This is a genomic window from Pseudomonas sp. SDO52101_S400, assembly GCF_054071635.1.
This window is the reverse complement of record NZ_JBSVWF010000015.1, coordinates 41,518-57,821: the sequence shown is the minus strand read 5'-3', so window position 1 is coordinate 57,821 and position 16,304 is coordinate 41,518. Positions and strand designations below refer to the sequence as shown.

Sequence of the window (16,304 nt, the reverse complement as noted above, 5' to 3'; positions counted from 1 at the left end):
GCCATGAGCAGGAACCTCGACGACTACAACCGCATGCGCGATTTCTCGGCGACCTCGGAACCGGCAGCGGTCAAGCGGCGGGGCAAGAAGGCTGACGCCGATCATGCGTTGCAGTTCTGCATCCAGAAGCACGACGCCTCGCACCTGCATTATGACTTTCGCCTGGAACTCGACGGGGCGCTCAAGAGCTGGGCGGTGCCCAAGGGGCCGTCGCTGGATCCCAAGGTCAAGCGTCTGGCGGTCCACGTCGAAGACCATCCGCTGGATTACGCGACTTTTGAAGGCAGCATCCCTGAGGGGCATTACGGCGCCGGCGATGTGATCGTGTGGGATCGCGGTGTGTGGATTCCGCTGGAAGACCCGCAGAAGGCCTACGCCAAGGGCAAGCTCAAGTTCGAGCTGCAGGGCGAGAAGCTCGGCGGGGTGTGGAATCTGGTGCGTACCCACATGCCGGGCAAACAGGAGCAGTGGTTTCTGATCAAGCATCAGGACAGCGCCGCCAGGCCGCAAAGCGATTACGACGTGCTGGTCGCCGAGCCGGACAGCGTGCTCAGCGATCGCCCCCTCGTCGACAAACCCAGGCTCGATGCCAGACAAGTCAAACCACTCAAAAAACCAGCGCGCAAACCGGCCTCGGGAAAGCTTGTCGGTGCACACAAGGCCCGGATTCCCACGCAGTTGAAGCCGCAACTGGCCACGTTGGTAGACAGTGCGCCAGAGGGTGACTGGAGCTACGAAATCAAGTTCGACGGGTATCGGATCATGGCGCGCATCGATCATGACGACGTGCGGTTGTTCACCCGAAACGGCCATGACTGGACGCACAAACTACCGGAACAGGCCCGGGCACTCGCCGCGCTGGGACTGGAATCGGCCTGGCTTGACGGTGAAATGGTCGTCGCCGACGAAGAAGGTGTTCCGGATTTTCAGGCGCTGCAGAGCGCGTTCGAAGCGAACCGCAGCGCCAACATCATTTATTACTTGTTCGATTTGCCGTATCTCAATGGTGTCGATCTTCGTGAAGTACCCGTGGAGGAGCGGCGTGCCGCGCTGGCCACGGTATTGAAGGCGCACAAGAATCCTTTGCTGCGTTTCTCCGAAGCCTTTGACGAAACACCGGAGGCGTTGCTCAACAGCGCCTGCCAGATGCAGATGGAAGGCCTGATCGGCAAGCGCCTCGGCTCGCCCTACGTGTCGCGGCGCAGCAGCGACTGGATCAAGCTCAAGTGTAAACATCGTCAGGAGTTCGTGATTGTCGGTTACACCGATCCGAAGGGTTCGCGCAGTGCCTTTGGCGCGTTGTTGCTGGGGCTGCATGATCGAGACAGCGGTGAGTTGCGCTATGCCGGCAAAGTCGGCACGGGCTTCAATGAGGCTACGTTGAAAAGCCTTTTGGCGCAGTTGAAACCGTTGCGGGCGAAGAAGCCGGCCGTGGTCAACCCGCCGAGTGGCTTCGAGGCCAAAGGCGTGCACTGGCTCAAGCCCAGCCTGTTGGCGGAAGTCGCGTTTGCCGAGATGACTCAGGACGGTTCGGTGCGCCATGCGGTGTTTCATGGCTTGCGTGATGACAAACCGGCCAGGGACATCACTCAAGAGAGGGTGAAAACGGTGAAACAGTCTGATTTAGAGCCCGATCTGACCAGTGGCAAGGTGCGGATCACTCATCCCGACCGGGTGATCGACGCCAGCAGCGGCACCACCAAGATGCAACTGGCCGAGTATTACGCCAGCGTCGCCGAGTGGATCCTGCCGCAACTCAAGGATCGCCCCGTGGCGCTGGTGCGCGCGCCGGACGGTATCGCTGGCGAACTGTTCTTCCAGAAGAACGCCGAGCACCTGACAATCCCCGGCATCCGCACGCTGGACAAGAAGGTCACCGGGCAACCGGTCATGTTGATCAACAACGCCGAAGCGCTGATCGGCGCGGTGCAAATGAGTACCGTCGAATTGCACACCTGGAACGCCACCACGGTGGATCTGGAGAAACCCGACCGCTTCGTCCTCGACCTCGATCCGGATCCTGCGTTGCCCTGGAAAAGCATGGTCGAAGCGACCGCCCTGACCCTGACCGTGCTGGAAGAACTGGGTTTGCGGGCATTCCTCAAAACCAGCGGCGGCAAAGGCATTCACTTGGTGGTGCCGCTGATCCGCAAACATGGCTGGGACGAGGTCAAGGATTTCAGCCATGCCATCGTCAGCCACATGGCCAAGCTTTTGCCGGAACGGTTTTCGGCCGTATCCGGGCCGAAGAACCGGGTGGGACGGATCTTCATCGATTACCTGCGCAACGGTCTCGGCGCCACCACGATTTGTGCCTATGCGGCGCGCACCCGCGAAGGGCTGCCGGTGTCGGTGCCGCTGTTTATCGATGAAGTGAAGGAGATCAAGGGCGGCAATCAGTGGAATATTCATAACGTCCACGAACGGCTGGCGGAAGTCGGCGATGAGCCGTGGGCGGATATGAAGAAAACCCGTCAGAGCATCACGATGGAGATGCGCAAACGGGTCGGCATGAAAAAATGATCAGGTGTCGCGCAGCAAGTCGTGGGCGTTGAGCAATTGGTAGGCGACTTCCGGGTGCTTTTTCAGACCGCGGCGGATGGCGGCCGGAATGGATTGTTTTGTCTTGCGGCAAAGGCCCGGCAGCTCGTCGATCCTGATATCGATCCCGAGCATGGTCTTGACCACGTTGTCACCGGGCGAGATTTCCACACGAATACCCAACTGCTCGAACATCCTGCCTTGCAGGCGTTCAAGGTCGGCCAGACTTTGCAGGTTTTCCAGACGATCCAGCAGGCGCTTTTCCTCCTGACGGGTCAGCAACAGGATGCGTACGTCAGCACCAGGATTTTCCAACAGCGGATCGCGCCCGCAGTCGCAGACACCGGGAGGGCAGGGGGAACGGATCGGGGCGGAAATCGTCATGGCCTCCATCATAGAGGCCGTTCGACGGTTTTGCCCATGGTCGCCCCGCTGCCGTCCATCGGCAGAGTGCAAATCGGCGAGATCGAGCGTATGGCCTTACTGCGACAAGCCTTCGTAATGAACCAGGATGGCGTTGGCCAGCTCTTCATCACTGGCATTCAGGCCGGGGTTGTCCTGGCGCACCTGCTGCAGCACCGACTCCAGATACACGCCACGGATGGCACCGCCGCTGGCGACGAAGGCGGACAGGTCGTCACGGGCCGGAATCACCATTTTGTGATCTTTGAAGGTGGAGTACAGCGAGGCTGAAACACCGGCTGAAGTGGCGACATCCCCCGCATCCACACGGGCGAAGGCCGAACCAAAGGGCAGGCACAGCACAAGAGACGAAACGAGTAATAAACGACGCATGACGGTGTTCCTCCAGCAGCGTAAAGCGAAAAGGAAGTACCACATAATGTGAGAGGTGCCGTGTGGCTTGGGAGTTCCATGTGCGGGTTCAAGTAGTCGGGTTGCAAACCGAGAACTGCCGCACACGTCTGTTTTTTTCTGGATGTGACGACACACGTTGAGACGCTCTAACCCGGCGGATTCGCGCAAATAGGCTTAACTGAAACTTTGAAAAGCGCTGTGCAGCGCGACCAGGGAGGAAATCACCGTGTCGATCAAACTGCGTTTGGTGTTGCTGATCGCGACCAGCCTGCTGACGGCGCTGATCGTGAGCCTGGTCAGTTATGTCGGTAACCAGCGAATGGCTTCGGCGGTCAGTGACAACGCGGTCAGCATGAGCGCGCTGCGCAACCACATGGAAGCCGACATGATGCACGACGCCCTGCGCGCCGATGTCTATTCGGCGATGCTGGTGGGGCTGGGCAAAAGCACCAGCACGGCGGACGAGGTGCGCAGCTCCGTCGAAGAACACGCCGCTCATTTTCGCGAGGTGCTGGGCGAGAACCTGAAACTGCCGCTCGATGCCACGATCAGGACTGCGCTGGAGCAGATCAGACCGAGCCTCGACACCTACATCAGCGCTGGCGAACGGATCGTCGGGCTGGCGCTGGACAGCCCGGACACGGCGCAAAAGGAACTCGGCACCTTCAGCGCCGCATTCAGTCAGCTCGAGGAACAGATGGCTTCCTTGAGCGAATTGATCGAAACCAATACCCGGCAGACCAGCCAGGGCACCGAAGCAGCGATCCGCAATGCCAACATCGCCCTTGGCATTGTGTTGATCGCCAGCCTGTTGCTGCTGTTGGTGCAGGGGCGCTGGGTAATCCTGAGCATCACCGGGCCACTGAAAGCCGCCAGCCGTATCGCTGAAAGCATTGCCCACGGCAACCTCAGCGAACCGATCGCCGAGCCTTCGGGCAAGGACGAGGCCAGCGTGCTGATCCGCACGCTGGCGACCATGCAACGGGATCTGCGCGACATGATCGACGTGGTTCGCCGCAATGCCCAGGGTGTCAGCGGCATGAGCGAGCAACTGAGCCACGGCTGCCATCAGGTGGCTGACAGCAGTCAACAGCAGAGTACCGCCGCCGGCACCATGGCCGCTGCCGCGAGCCAGATGACCGCCAGCATCGAGGAAATCACCCGCCACGCCGAGCGGGCGCTGAACATGGCCAGTCAGGCCGAGTCGCTGGCGAAAAACGGCGGGCAGGTGATCCATCAGGTGGTCAGCGATATGGACGACATCGCCCGTTCCGCCCAGCAGTCGGCGCAGGTGATACGCACGCTGGATCAGGAGTCCGAAGGCATCTTCAACATCATTCAGGTGATCAAGAGCATCGCCGACCAGACCAACCTGCTGGCGCTCAATGCGGCCATCGAAGCAGCACGGGCGGGCGAACAGGGCAGGGGCTTTGCGGTGGTCGCCGATGAAGTGCGCAGCCTTGCCGCCCGCACCAGCGCTTCAACCCAGGAAATCGCCGCGATGGTCGCCCGCATCCAGAACAGCACCCGCGAGGCGGTCAGCAGCATGGAGGCGGGCGTGGCCCAGGTCGACAAAGGCATGGCGGTCACCGCCGACGTTGAGCGCGCGATCCGCGAAATCCTCGAGGCCACGTTGAACACCACGCAACTGGTCAACGACATCACCCGCACTATCGGCGAACAGAGCCAGGCCAGCAACGAGATCGCCCATCAGGTGGAGATGATTGCCGGGATGTCGGAGGGCAACAGCAAGGTGATCGGCGAAACGGCGAATACGACGGATGAGTTGTCGAGTCTGGCGGGGAGGCTGGCGCAGTCGGTGGATCGGTTCAGGTTGTGAAGGTTATTCGTAAGCAAACCGGCTGTTTTTTCATCGCCGACGCCACATTATCGATTCAATCGATTTGGACCGTTGTCTGTATGTCCAGCCGGAAGTTGTAGTGTCTGGAAAAGCGCCTTTTCAGTACATTATTAATTTCAACGAAAGGTGCTTTTTTTCTGTTACATACATAAGCTTTTTTGGGGCTGTGGCTGATCAGAAATTCTTCACCGTGCGTAGCAAGCAAAAACTCGATGGTCGACTCTAGTTGATCGAGTGCGTGGCTTTGCCAGTTACTTCGCCCCCAATCCTTTAGCTCAATAAGGTACAGCGCGGCATCGGTGGTGAGCATGCAGTCGCAGCGTCCTCGACCAGCCTCCTCGTGGTCTTTGATTACGCACTTGTCGATTGCAGTAAAAGTGACACGCTTTCGGTTCGGATTCTTTACCGTGGCAACCCACTGTTCTCGATGATTGAGAGCAACGTAAGCGACCTCTGAGGGTTGATCGTCGCAAAGGCCAAACTCTAGATCGTCGAAGGGGCCTGTCTGGCACTCGGTATCGAGAAAATTCACGCCTCCAGTTCCTCCTCGATATCCAGGAGACGATCAAACATGTCATTGCCTTCGCGAAGCGACTCGTTGAGATAGTTGCTATCAGAAGGGATACCCTCAGCCATTGGCAGTACTGCAATGCTCCCAGTCGTCTCGTCAGCTTGGTAGATTGCCAGTTCACCGGCGTCCAGCAGGCTTTGCAAGGGGATTACCTTGGCGAGCTTGGGCATCAGGGCGGAGTCGCGTTTTTTCTTCAGGATGTTGTCGTGGAGCTGTTTGCCTTGTACTGCAATCGTCAAGTAATTCACCACATATGGGCTATGCGTTGTCAGTACCAGGCGGTTTTCGTTTCCTTGATTATTGAACTGCAGAAGGCTCTGTAAAACACCCCATTGCGATTTGGGAAAGAGGTTTTGCTCTGGTTCTTCGACAATATTGATGAAAGCCGTTTTGTTGAACCGTGTCGACAAGGTCGAGATAAATGCACGTCGTTGCTCTATGGTCAGAGACTCAGAGAAGTACTTTTCTGCTTCTTTCCTGAAACGCTCCAGCTCCTTGGTGCTCATCGACTCTTGGCGGTTCTCTATGGGCTCTTTCACCCTGTTGACCAGGTATTGGCTCACTAGGTGGAGGGGAACAGCAGACTGGAAACCACTTGAGGCGTCAGCCAACTCCAGCTGGTACCCAGGCTCTCGAATGCTTAGTGTGTTCGTAAGCGGGTCGTATTCGAGATCAGCATTATTGATAGGGAGTGCAAGAGATCCCTTCATGTTTTCTTTGGCGTAGTTGAATTCGGTAAGAAACTCTTTGAGCGACTCAGAAGAAAGTCGCAGCTCCTCCGTATGCCTGACGTAGGAAATGAAATTACGCTCGGCAGGCACATACATGATCTGAGGCAGGTGATATTCCTTTGCCTTGGATGGAGTGATGTGCATACGGCCATGAACATATTTGATCGTGAAGGCATCGCCTTCATAGTCGATTTCTGTTTCGTTTTTCTGATCAGACGAAACGTAGTTTTCGAGCCGATGATAGGTTAGAAACGGTTTGGTGAGTCGATCCTTTTCCTCAAACCATTTCTTATCGTAATCCCCTCGGACCAGCGCTTTTTCAATCCACGAGAAAGTCGAAAAGAGCTTGGCTAACGTGCTTTTCCCTGAGCCCTGATTACCCACGAACACGGTCACGCGCTTGAACTCTATCCAGCCATCGTTTTTTACACCATCACGGATAGGGCCAAAGTGCTTGACGCGTAAGCGAGGCATTGATTACTCCAAGAAAATTGAACTCATACGGTAATGCGGTGAAGCATATCAGGGAGAGGGGGAAAGGGGAGACGCAAATGAAACCGGATGTGGAGCAAGTGACGTCTGATTCACGGCCAGTGAATAGCTCTGCCTGCTTCTAACGACAGAGCTGTTCGAATCAATCAGAACTTGTACGCCTGACGCCCCACCAACAGCCACTTCCCATCCTGTTTCTGCCAGATCTGGAAGTTTTCGATTTCAGTCGGTACAACCTCGGCCCCTTTGATTGCCTGCCCCGAAAAATGGTGGCGAACCAGTGCGGTATCACCGGAAAGGGTGATGGTCTGTTTCTGCATTTCCAGAGTCTTGAATGCGCTCTTGCCGGTTTCGATATCGGCAATGAAATCCTTCTTGTCCTGGATCTTGCCGCTGGAATGGCCGTAGGTGAGGTTGTCGGCGGTCAGGGCGTTCAGTTCGGCGATGTCTTTGTGCAGCATCGCCTGGGTCAGGTGGTCGACTGCCTGGGCGACCTCTTGCTCCGCCGGCGCAGCGGCGACATAGCCACTGAAGAGGCAGAGCAGGCCGAGCAGCATTTTGGCTTTGTTCATGGTTTTTCCTTGTTGTTATAGGTCATCGAATCGACTGAATGATTTGTCAGTCGTCGTACAACTTAGCAGGGTTGTTGCCGTAGTTGAAAGTGCCTCAGGAACCTATCGAAAACTATCCGGTCGCGAACAGACGCGCGGGTTTGCCCTGACGTGATATTCTTCGCGCCACTTGGTTTGACCTAATTCTGTCTGGCGCGCTTTTCGGCGGGCCGACCGAACCCCTGTCGCTCAAGTAGCTGAAGCCAATAATGATAAGAAGTCAGTTCAGAAGGGACATATAACTGAGGTCGACGCAGCCTGTCGGCCTTGTGTGCCCACCCGTCAAAATTGAAGTGTGTCGGAACCCGCGACGCTGGCCTGAGTGTCGCGAACAAGGGGAACTCATACGTACAACAGCGGCGGGCGGAAGGCGTTTTATCATAGGTGCAACAGATGTTTAAAAAAGTGAACACAGCCTTGCTGGGGCTGGCTTTGGCGATGGGGATGTCGTCTGCCAATGCCGAAGAAGCAAAGAAAGTCGACGTTCTGCTGATCGGCGGCGGCATCATGAGCACCACCCTGGGTGTGTGGATCAATGAGCTGGAACCGACCTGGTCGATGGAAATGGTCGAGCGCCTCGACGGCGTCGCCCTGGAGAGCTCCAACGGCTGGAACAACGCCGGTACTGGTCACTCCGCACTGGCCGAACTGAACTACACCCCGGAAGACGAGAACGGCAAAGTGTCGATCCCGAAAGCCGTGGAGATCAACGAAGCGTTCCAGGTTTCGCGTCAGTTCTGGGCCTGGCAGGTTCAGCAGGGCGTCCTGAAGGACCCTCGCTCGTTCATCAACACCACTCCGCACATGAGCTTCGTGTGGGGCGATGACAACATCAAGTTCCTGAAAAAGCGCTACGAAGCCCTGCAAGCGAGCCCGCTGTTCGCCGGCATGCAGTACTCCGAAGACCCGGCTGTGATCAAGAAGTGGGTTCCGCTGATGATGGAAGGGCGTGACCCGAACCAGAAAATCGCGGCCACCTGGAGCCCGCTGGGTACCGACATGAACTTCGGCGAAATCACCCGCCAGTTCGCCGGTTACCTGCAGACCAAGCCTAACTTCAGCATGAAGCTGTCGAGCGAAGTACAGGACATCACCAAGAACGCCGATGGCACCTGGCGCGTCAGCTACAAGAACCTGAAAGACGGCACCAAGACTGAAACCGACGCCAAGTTCGTGTTCATCGGCGCCGGTGGCGGTGCACTGCACCTGCTGCAGAAGTCCGGTATCGAAGAAGCCAAGGAATACGCTGGCTTCCCGGTAGGCGGCTCGTTCCTGGTGACCGATAACCCGGCCATCGCCGAGCAGCACCTGGCCAAGGCCTACGGTAAAGCTTCGGTTGGCGCGCCTCCGATGTCCGTTCCGCACCTGGACACCCGTGTCCTGGACGGCAAGCGCGTCATCCTGTTTGGCCCGTTCGCGACTTTCAGCACCAAGTTCCTGAAAGAAGGTTCGTACCTGGACCTGCTGACCAGCACCACCACCCACAACATCTGGCCTATGACCAAGGTCGGCATCAAGGAATACCCGCTGGTCGAGTACCTGGCCGGTCAACTGATGCTGTCGGATGAAGACCGTCTGAACGCGCTGAAGGAATACTTCCCGAACGCCAAAGCCGAAGACTGGCGCCTGTGGCAGGCCGGCCAACGCGTGCAAATCATCAAGCGTGATGAAGCCGCTGGCGGCGTGCTGAAACTGGGCACCGAAATCGTTGCTTCCAAAGACGGCTCCATCGCCGGTCTGCTGGGCGCATCGCCAGGCGCATCGACCGCTGCACCGATCATGCTGAGCGTGCTGCAGAAAGTCTTCAAAGACAAAGTCGCTACCCCTGAGTGGCAAGCCAAGCTGCACCAGATCGTTCCAAGCTACGGCACCCAGCTGAACAACGATCCAGCCAAAGTGGCTGAAGAGTGGGCTTACACCGCCAAGATCCTGCAACTGCCAACCCCACCGGTGATTGGCCAGGCTGCAGCTCCGGCGGCAGAAGCGGCTGACAAGGCTAAAGCTCCAAAAGAAAACGCTGCACGTGACATGGCTCTGTAATTCAGACGCCTGACACACAAAGCCCACTGAACCGGTAACGGTCAGTGGGCTTTTTTGTGCCTGGATGTCAGGCCTTGGCGGCCGCCAGATACGCCCCCAACCGACGCCCCATTTCCTCACCCAGCGCCTGCAACCCACTCAACGGCCGCACCATCACCTCGAACTCGACAATCTTCCCCTGTTCATCGAAGCGGATCATGTCGATACCCTTGAGCTCTTTCGACCCTACCTTGGCACTGAACTCCAGCACGACATTCAAGCCATCAGCCGTCGCCAGTTCACGGTGGTATTTAAAGTCTTCAAACACTTCGAACACGGTGTTCAGGATCATCGCGACCACCGGCGCGCCGGGGTAGGGTGTGTGGGCCATCGGCGAACGGAATACGGCTTTGGGGTCGAGCAGGTCGGGCAGGGCTTTCAAGTTGCCGGTACGGATCATCTCGTGCCAACGGTTCAGGGATTTGGCGGCGTTGGGGTGCAGGTTCAGTTCGGACATGGTTTCACTCCTGTATTTTTTGTTGTTATTTGCGCGGCGCTTATGACTCTAGATCAAAGCGGCGCAATGGAAACCTTCTGTACCGGTCTGAATGTCGACACATGAGTGGGTCAAATCCATCTGATCCGCTTTTTACGGTTGAATCTGCATCTGTAACCGTCTCAGCCAAAGGCCCAAAATACCCTTGCCGTTCGGCCATACGCGACGCGCTTCATTCCGAAGCGCCCGGTGCGCCGGACATTCAGTATTCAGGAGGCCTTCATGGCTAAGATGGCGTTTTTCCTCGGCGGCTTTCTCGTGTTGACCATCATGATCGGCGTTCTGGCCACGATTTCTCCGGTCTGACGCTTACCTGACCCACTCTCCATGGGGCGTGTGATCTAATGCCGGGCTTTTCATCCAGCAAACGGACTTCACCCCATGGCCGAACAGCGTATCCGCGCACTTGCACTGTGTGTCTTTAAGCACAACGGCAAGATTCTGGTTAACCGCTTCCACGACCCGGTCGCAGACCAAACCTTCTACCGTCCCATCGGCGGTGGCATCGAGTTTGGCGAAACCAGCCGCGAGGCCATCGTGCGCGAAGTGCAGGAGGAGTTGGGCCTTTCAATGAAGGATCTGCGCCTGCTCGGCACACTTGAAAGCCTCTTCGTCTACAACGGCAAACCGGGGCATGAAATTGTTCAGGTGTACGACGCCCGTTTCGAAGACGCGCAGGTGTACGAGCAATTGCAGATCGTCGGGCACGAAAGCGACGGCTCCCCGTTCACCGCAAGTTGGCAAGGCAGTTCAAGTTTCACTGAGCAATCACCACTGGTGCCCGTCGGATTGCAGGGATTGCTCAAGAGCGCCGCCATCCTCGACTGAGCACGCAGTCACAGGATCCCCCAGACAAAACCGCATTCGGTATTAGACTCCATCCACGATCTGATACCGGAGCGCCTTGCCATGTCGAACCCTCCATGGACTCGCTGATCAACGCCGCCGGCCGCGCGCTGGCTGCGGGGGATCCGTTGGCGGCGCTGAATTTCGTGGCCCTGCGCGAAGACCCTCCCGCTCTGGCCTTGCGCGGTATCGCCATGGCCCAGCTCGGTGATATGGCGCGAGCCAAGGCATTGCTGCAACGGGCGGTGAAAGCGTTCGGTGCCAACGAGCCATTGTCCTGGGCGCGCTGCGTGGTGGCCGAGGCCGAAGTGGCGCTGGCGGCGCGGGATCTGGGCTGGCCGGTGAAGGCGCTGGAGGCGGCGCGGCGAGTCTTGCAGGATCACGGTGACTGGCTCAATGCAGCGCACGCGCGCTACTTGCAGATTCGTCGGTTGTTGCTGATCGGGCAGTTGGATGACGCTGATGCGTTGCTCGCTGAACTCGATCCTGCACCGTTGCCGCCAGCTCTGCGCGCCGTCCATGAACTGATGAGCGCCGGAATCGCTTTGCGTCGGGTGCAGGCGCACAAGGCACAAATGGCGCTGGAACGTGCGCAACGGGCGGCGCAGTTGGCGGCCATTGCGGCGCTGTCGGCGGAGATCGACCATGCCCGGCAAATCCTCGAGGCGCCCGCTGCCCGATTGATCGTTGGCGGTCAGGTGCAAACGGTGACACTGGCGCAGGTTGAAGCATTGTTTGCCTCGCCGACGCTGGTGGTCGATGCCTGTCGCTACAGCGTGCGGGGTGCCGGCATGACGGTGGCGCTGGCCACGCGACCGGTGCTGTTTCACCTCGTTCGGCTGCTCGCCGAAGCCTGGCCCGGGGATGTACCGCGAGAGACACTGGTCGCCAAAGCCTTTCGCTTGAAGCTTGATGATGAATCCCACCGCGCCCGCTTGCGGGTCGAGATCGGCCGGTTGCGTGCCGCGTTGCAACCGCTGGCCGGAATCACTGCGACTTCCCGTGGTTATGCGCTGGTTGCGCAAGACGTGGCGCTACTGACGTTACCGCTCGAAGACAAAAACGCCGCGCTGCTTGCCCTGCTCGCCGACGGCGAAGCCTGGTCAAGTTCGGCGCTGGCGCTTGCGCTGGGCAGCAGTCAGCGTCAGATACAACGGGCGCTGGAAACGCTGGCGGTACAGGACAAAGTCCAGGCATTCGGGCTTGGCCGTGCGCGACGCTGGCTGACACCACCGGTGCCGGGTTTCGCGACGATCTTGTTACTCCCGGTGTCGCTGGGCAATGGCTAGGCTGGACTCACCACTCAACGAGGAAGCCAGCATGAAACACGCAAACGCAGAAATCCTTCGTGAATACGGCCCGTTCGAAGGCATCGACGGTGTCCACGGCGTGACTTTCGATGGTCGGCAAGTCTGGTTCGCCAGTGACGGCCAACTCAATGCGCTGGACCCGGCCAGCGGCGAAACCGTGCGCACGATCAAGGTCGACGCCGACGGCGGAACCGCGTTCGACGGCAAACACCTGTTCCAGATTGCCGACCGCCGAATCCACAAGATCGATCCGGCCACCGGGCGTGTGCTCCACACCATTCCGGCCCCCGGCGACGGTGGCGACTCGGGCATGGCCTGGGCCGAGGGCACGTTGTGGGTGGGGCAGTATCGCGATCGCAAGATTCATCAGATCGATCCCGAGACCGGGAAAATCCTCCGTACCCTCGAATCAAACCGTTTTGTCACCGGCGTGACATGGGTCGACGGTGCGCTGTGGCATGGCACTTGGGAGGGTGAGGAAAGCGAGATCCGGCGGATCGATCCGGGCAACGGCGAAGTACTGGAAAGCCTGACGTTGCCCACCGGGATTGGCGTCTCGGGACTGGAGGCCGATGGCGGTGAGCGCTTCTACTGCGGTGGCGGCAACAGCAGCAAGGTGCGGGCAGTGCGTCGGCCGAAGTGAGGCACTCAAGGCGCCCCGAACAGCATTGTCCAGTACACGCCGTTATCGCTGCGCACCTCACTGGCAAACCCGGCGCCGACCTGAGTGAACATCGGGTTCATCAGGTTGGCGCAATGTCCGGGGCTGGCCAGCCAACCGGCCATGGCCTTGCTCGGTGAACTTTGCCCGGCGGCGATGTTTTCGCCGATCTGCCGGCCTCGGTAGCCGGCAGCGCGTGCGCGATCGGCCGGCATATCGCCGTCCGGGTCCTGGTGAGCGAAATAGTTGCCGTAGGCCATGGCCTTGCTGTGCCCCTGGGCGGCGGCGCCGAGGGCCGGGTTCCAGCTCAGGGGGCGGGCGGCGGCGAAACGTTGGCGACCGCACATCCGTGGGCGGGCACGGGCGGCGTTGACCTCGGCCAGCAAGGCTTTGCCGACGCTACGGTTATCGCCCAAGCGGCTGTCGATTACCGGACGCGCCAGCACCACTTGCCATTCACGGCGGGCGCGGCTGATGCCAATGTCGGCGTACTGCGCATCCAGCAATGCGCTGCAATGTTCATTCTGCAATTGATCAAACGCCTCTTCGGCATCCTCGGCCCCGACGATCCGGATGCTGCGCACTGCGACCGCGGCATAACCGGAGGCCTTCAGTTGCTCGCGCATCCCGCCGCCGTAGCCATAACCGATGGGCAACGCAATATTCTGCTTGAACGCCAGCGGCGCCAGGCGTTGCGTCGGACGCCGGTCGCAACGTTGCGGATGGGCACGAAGGTCGTTGATGGCGGCCGCCAGTTGTCGCTCTGCACCGGCGTGGGCAGAGGGGGCGAGCAGGGGGGACAGGATCAGCAGGCACAGCGAAACGAAGCGAGACGAACGGACGGCGTGGCGCATGGGACGCAAAGCTCGGAAAAAAGACAGCGCTGATAGGGAGTTAGCCGCGAAAGCGGCGCGAGTAGGACTGGCCTTTTTGCACTTGGTTCAGGAGGTACCTCAGGCTTTCGCCGGTCGCCGACGAAGTGCACTAGCGCCGTTCAGCGATTCAGCACGTCCTTCATCCATTGCAAGTACTGCGGCCGTTCGGAAATCGAGTTGTGCGCCGAGTCCTTCACCACTTTGAGCGTCGCCACACCCTCGGGGAAACTGTGCAGCAGGCGTTCGGTGCTGGCCCGTGAAACCACCTCGTCGTCGCTCGCGGCCAGCAAAAGAGTCGGCACGCGGAGGTGCGCCGCATATTGGCCGGATTCGAAACGATCCTTCAGCAACCATTTCACCGGCACCCACGGGTAATGCTGGACGGCGAGTCCGACAAGGCTGTTGTAGGGCGTGACCAGAATCAGCTGTGCCACCGGCCGCTGACTGGCCAGCCGCACCGCGACACCGGAGCCAAGACTGCGCCCAACCAGCGCAATCTGTGGATGCCGGGCATACACCTGATCGAACAGTGCCAGCGCATCTTCGGCGATCGCTTCCTCGGAAGGGGAACCGCCGCTGCCGCCAAACCCCCGATAGTGCAGCAGATACACCGCGTAGTCGGGAAACGCCTCGGCAAACGCCGGCAGATTGCGCGATACATCTTCAGCGTTGCCACCGAAATAGATCAGCGCTTTTGCCCCGGAGTGCTCGCGGACACTGACGCGGATGTCGGCGTCGGGCATCGCCAGCGTCATTCGCGATTCCGCCGTATCCATGGAGCCGGCCTGCGGAAAATAGATCAGTGAACGCTGAAAAACGAACAGCGCCGCGCACAGGATCAAGTACACGGCAACGATCAAAGCGACGAGCGACATCAGGGTTCTGGACATTCGGCTAACTTTAACGGGGCGTGAAGGTGCTCAGTCGCAGTGTAGTTGAGCCTTCCCGAGTGACCGCCGCCGAACACAAGGCGCAACAGATCCATAAAGCAGAGACGCGAGCATGAGCCACACTGAGGGTTGTTCCCGCCGCCGCCTGCTCACGCTGGCTGCCGGGGTTTCGGCGGTTTTCACGTTTGACCGGGCGTTGGCCACTGCCACGTCGACGAGCGCCTCAGGAGGCCAGACCATGCAGACCCGCGCCATTCCTTCCAGCTCCGAGCTGCTGCCCTTGGTCGGGCTGGGTACGTATCGCGGCTTTGATGTCGCGCCCGGCGATCCGGCCTATCGACAATTGGCAACAGTACTCGACGAGCTGTTCAGAAAGGGTGGCACGCTGATCGACAGCTCGCCGATGTATGGCCGCGCCGAAGAAACCACCGGCGAGCTGTTGTCGATCCACGAACCCCGTTCACCGGCCTTTCTGGCGACCAAGGTGTGGACGCGTGGGCGCGAGGAGGGCATCGCGCAGATGGAAAATTCCTTCCGTTTGCTGCGCACCGAGCGCATCGACCTGATGCAGATCCACAACCTGCTGGACTGGCAGACTCATCTGCCGACCTTGCGCGAATGGAAAGAGCAGGGCCGCATCCGTTACATCGGCATCACCCATTACACGCCCTCGGCGTACGAGGAAGTGGAAGCGGTATTGAAGGCCGAACAGCTCGACTTCCTGCAAATCAACTATGCCCTCGATGACCGAGGCGTAGAGAAGCGCATCCTGCCGTTGTGCCGTGAGCGCGGAGTGGCGGTCATCTGCAATCGGCCGTTTGGCGGCGGCGGGCTGCTGACACGACTCAAGAGCAAACCGCTGCCGGGCTGGGTCTCGGATGTGCAGGTCAACAGCTGGCCGCAACTGGCGCTGAAGTTTTTGCTGTCGAACACGGCCGTGACTTGCGTGATCCCCGGCACCGGCAATCCGCGCTACATGGCTGACAACGCCGGCGCCGGGTTCGGGCCGATGCTGACTGATGCGCAGCGCCAGCAGTTGATTGCGTTGGTGGGTTAGCAGCGCTCGCGTCAGTCTGGCAGGCAGGGCGATGAACGGTCGTGGTCGCCCTGTGAATCATCGTTCGTTTCCCCGGTCGTATCTGCGGCTGCGCGCACCGCGCCTCTTCGGCGCGGGCTGCGCTGACCTTTTCCGTTTTCAAGACCTTGGTTTTAGGGAAATTCTGAATGATGCGTGCAACAACGCTGCTGCTGACTGTTTCCGCCGCCGTATTGCTGGGCGGCTGTGTGGCGGACTTTGATGATGACCACCGACATGGTCGACACTACGACCGCGATCACGGCCGTTATTACGATCAAGACCGTCGGGACAGCCGATGGGACGACCGCGATGATGATCGTCGAGAGCATCGCCGCTACAGAGATGACGACTGATCGTCAGCCGGTCGTCGGCTTGATCCGATAGCGCAGGGTTGTGCAGGCATGGGAGGATGGACGCAGTGATGGCAATTCAGTAGCATCGCCGCT

At 59.3% G+C, this 16,304-nt stretch carries 16 protein-coding genes and 1 pseudogene; 9 read left to right on the top strand and 8 right to left on the bottom strand.

All coding sequences use genetic code 11. The features are described from left to right. Positions 1-3: 3 nt before the first annotated feature. Positions 4-2,523, top strand: a complete 2,520-nt coding sequence (gene ligD, locus ACW9HX_RS09990; protein WP_457380462.1) for a DNA ligase D — start codon at positions 4-6, stop codon at positions 2,521-2,523. Here the strand turns inward: ligD and ACW9HX_RS09985 are convergent, their stop codons facing one another. Both ACW9HX_RS09985 and ACW9HX_RS09980 read right to left on the bottom strand, forming a co-directional pair. Then, the gene (locus ACW9HX_RS09985) at positions 2,524-2,925 is read right to left on the bottom strand and encodes a hypothetical protein (protein WP_457380461.1); all 402 of its coding nucleotides are present in this window, start codon (positions 2,923-2,925) and stop codon (positions 2,524-2,526) included. A 96-nt stretch (positions 2,926-3,021) separates the two neighbouring features. Then, positions 3,022-3,336, bottom strand: a complete 315-nt coding sequence (locus tag ACW9HX_RS09980) for a DUF2388 domain-containing protein (RefSeq protein WP_096822876.1) — start codon at positions 3,334-3,336, stop codon at positions 3,022-3,024. A 247-nt stretch (positions 3,337-3,583) separates the two neighbouring features. Here ACW9HX_RS09980 and ACW9HX_RS09975 point away from each other — a divergent pair. Both ACW9HX_RS09975 and ACW9HX_RS09970 read left to right on the top strand, forming a co-directional pair. Beyond that, a pseudogene (locus tag ACW9HX_RS09975) lies at positions 3,584-4,342 on the top strand (MCP four helix bundle domain-containing protein); the annotation flags it as partial. Further along, the gene (locus ACW9HX_RS09970; RefSeq protein WP_457380503.1) at positions 4,334-5,197 is read left to right on the top strand and encodes a methyl-accepting chemotaxis protein; all 864 of its coding nucleotides are present in this window, start codon (positions 4,334-4,336) and stop codon (positions 5,195-5,197) included. The pseudogene ACW9HX_RS09975 and the gene ACW9HX_RS09970, both read left to right, overlap by 9 nt. Positions 5,198-5,252: 55 nt before the next feature. On the opposite strand, the gene ACW9HX_RS09965 is transcribed toward ACW9HX_RS09970, so the two are convergent. From ACW9HX_RS09965 to ACW9HX_RS09955, 3 genes are all read right to left on the bottom strand, one after another. Continuing rightward, positions 5,253-5,750: a hypothetical protein gene (locus tag ACW9HX_RS09965; protein ID WP_457380460.1), complete on the bottom strand. Its 498-nt coding sequence runs from the start codon at positions 5,748-5,750 to the stop codon at positions 5,253-5,255. Continuing rightward, positions 5,747-6,994, bottom strand: a complete 1,248-nt coding sequence (locus ACW9HX_RS09960; protein ID WP_457380459.1) for a hypothetical protein — start codon at positions 6,992-6,994, stop codon at positions 5,747-5,749. The genes ACW9HX_RS09965 and ACW9HX_RS09960 overlap by 4 nt, the downstream gene beginning before the upstream one ends. Positions 6,995-7,158: 164 nt before the next feature. Beyond that, entirely contained in the window at positions 7,159-7,584 is a 426-nt protein-coding gene (locus ACW9HX_RS09955; RefSeq protein ID WP_457380458.1) for a nuclear transport factor 2 family protein, read from the bottom strand. A gap of 432 nt (positions 7,585-8,016) precedes the next feature. Between ACW9HX_RS09955 and mqo the strand changes: the two genes are divergently transcribed. Then, positions 8,017-9,663 (top strand): malate dehydrogenase (quinone), encoded by a 1,647-nt coding sequence (mqo, locus tag ACW9HX_RS09950; RefSeq protein ID WP_096822874.1) that lies wholly within the window; start codon positions 8,017-8,019, stop codon positions 9,661-9,663. A 67-nt stretch (positions 9,664-9,730) separates the two neighbouring features. Here the strand turns inward: mqo and ACW9HX_RS09945 are convergent, their stop codons facing one another. Next, on the bottom strand, positions 9,731-10,159 hold the full coding sequence (locus ACW9HX_RS09945; RefSeq protein WP_457380457.1) for a nuclear transport factor 2 family protein: 429 nt from the start codon (positions 10,157-10,159) through the stop codon (positions 9,731-9,733). A gap of 420 nt (positions 10,160-10,579) precedes the next feature. Between ACW9HX_RS09945 and ACW9HX_RS09940 the strand changes: the two genes are divergently transcribed. The 3 genes from ACW9HX_RS09940 to ACW9HX_RS09930 all read left to right on the top strand — a co-directional run bounded on the left by ACW9HX_RS09940 (position 10,580) and on the right by ACW9HX_RS09930 (position 12,997). Continuing rightward, positions 10,580-11,026 carry an NUDIX hydrolase gene (locus tag ACW9HX_RS09940; protein WP_457380456.1) on the top strand — a complete coding sequence of 149 codons (447 nt, stop codon included), beginning with the start codon at positions 10,580-10,582 and terminating at the stop codon, positions 11,024-11,026. A 95-nt stretch (positions 11,027-11,121) separates the two neighbouring features. Then, positions 11,122-12,333, top strand: a complete 1,212-nt coding sequence (locus tag ACW9HX_RS09935; protein ID WP_457380455.1) for a helix-turn-helix domain-containing protein — start codon at positions 11,122-11,124, stop codon at positions 12,331-12,333. A gap of 31 nt (positions 12,334-12,364) precedes the next feature. Beyond that, complete coding sequence (locus ACW9HX_RS09930; RefSeq protein WP_457380454.1) at positions 12,365-12,997, top strand: Vgb family protein; 633 nt, start codon at positions 12,365-12,367, stop codon at positions 12,995-12,997. A 5-nt stretch (positions 12,998-13,002) separates the two neighbouring features. Here the strand turns inward: ACW9HX_RS09930 and ACW9HX_RS09925 are convergent, their stop codons facing one another. Together ACW9HX_RS09925 and ACW9HX_RS09920 are read right to left on the bottom strand one after the other, a co-directional pair. Beyond that, positions 13,003-13,869: a CAP domain-containing protein gene (locus ACW9HX_RS09925; protein WP_457380453.1), complete on the bottom strand. Its 867-nt coding sequence runs from the start codon at positions 13,867-13,869 to the stop codon at positions 13,003-13,005. A gap of 140 nt (positions 13,870-14,009) precedes the next feature. Then, a complete protein-coding gene (locus tag ACW9HX_RS09920; protein WP_457380452.1) occupies positions 14,010-14,780 on the bottom strand; it encodes an alpha/beta hydrolase in 771 nt (256 codons plus the stop codon). A gap of 112 nt (positions 14,781-14,892) precedes the next feature. Between ACW9HX_RS09920 and ACW9HX_RS09915 the strand changes: the two genes are divergently transcribed. Together ACW9HX_RS09915 and ACW9HX_RS09910 are read left to right on the top strand one after the other, a co-directional pair. After that, on the top strand, positions 14,893-15,837 hold the full coding sequence (locus ACW9HX_RS09915; protein WP_457380451.1) for an aldo/keto reductase: 945 nt from the start codon (positions 14,893-14,895) through the stop codon (positions 15,835-15,837). Positions 15,838-16,004: 167 nt separating this feature from the next. Beyond that, a complete protein-coding gene (locus ACW9HX_RS09910) occupies positions 16,005-16,211 on the top strand; it encodes a hypothetical protein (RefSeq protein ID WP_457380450.1) in 207 nt (68 codons plus the stop codon). Positions 16,212-16,304 lie beyond the last annotated feature (93 nt).

Coding starts and splice junctions, on each gene's coding strand:
- ligD (WP_457380462.1), top strand. CDS start 4: ATGAGCAGGAACCTCGACGACTACAACCGCATGCGCGATTTCTCGGCG.
- ACW9HX_RS09985 (WP_457380461.1), bottom strand. CDS start 2,925: ATGACGATTTCCGCCCCGATCCGTTCCCCCTGCCCTCCCGGTGTCTGC.
- ACW9HX_RS09980 (WP_096822876.1), bottom strand. CDS start 3,336: ATGCGTCGTTTATTACTCGTTTCGTCTCTTGTGCTGTGCCTGCCCTTT.
- ACW9HX_RS09970 (WP_457380503.1), top strand. CDS start 4,334: ATGCAACGGGATCTGCGCGACATGATCGACGTGGTTCGCCGCAATGCC.
- ACW9HX_RS09960 (WP_457380459.1), bottom strand. CDS start 6,994: ATGCCTCGCTTACGCGTCAAGCACTTTGGCCCTATCCGTGATGGTGTA.
- ACW9HX_RS09955 (WP_457380458.1), bottom strand. CDS start 7,584: ATGAACAAAGCCAAAATGCTGCTCGGCCTGCTCTGCCTCTTCAGTGGC.
- mqo (WP_096822874.1), top strand. CDS start 8,017: ATGTTTAAAAAAGTGAACACAGCCTTGCTGGGGCTGGCTTTGGCGATG.
- ACW9HX_RS09945 (WP_457380457.1), bottom strand. CDS start 10,159: ATGTCCGAACTGAACCTGCACCCCAACGCCGCCAAATCCCTGAACCGT.
- ACW9HX_RS09940 (WP_457380456.1), top strand. CDS start 10,580: ATGGCCGAACAGCGTATCCGCGCACTTGCACTGTGTGTCTTTAAGCAC.
- ACW9HX_RS09935 (WP_457380455.1), top strand. CDS start 11,122: ATGGACTCGCTGATCAACGCCGCCGGCCGCGCGCTGGCTGCGGGGGAT.
- ACW9HX_RS09930 (WP_457380454.1), top strand. CDS start 12,365: ATGAAACACGCAAACGCAGAAATCCTTCGTGAATACGGCCCGTTCGAA.
- ACW9HX_RS09925 (WP_457380453.1), bottom strand. CDS start 13,869: ATGCGCCACGCCGTCCGTTCGTCTCGCTTCGTTTCGCTGTGCCTGCTG.
- ACW9HX_RS09920 (WP_457380452.1), bottom strand. CDS start 14,780: ATGTCCAGAACCCTGATGTCGCTCGTCGCTTTGATCGTTGCCGTGTAC.
- ACW9HX_RS09915 (WP_457380451.1), top strand. CDS start 14,893: ATGAGCCACACTGAGGGTTGTTCCCGCCGCCGCCTGCTCACGCTGGCT.
- ACW9HX_RS09910 (WP_457380450.1), top strand. CDS start 16,005: ATGATGCGTGCAACAACGCTGCTGCTGACTGTTTCCGCCGCCGTATTG.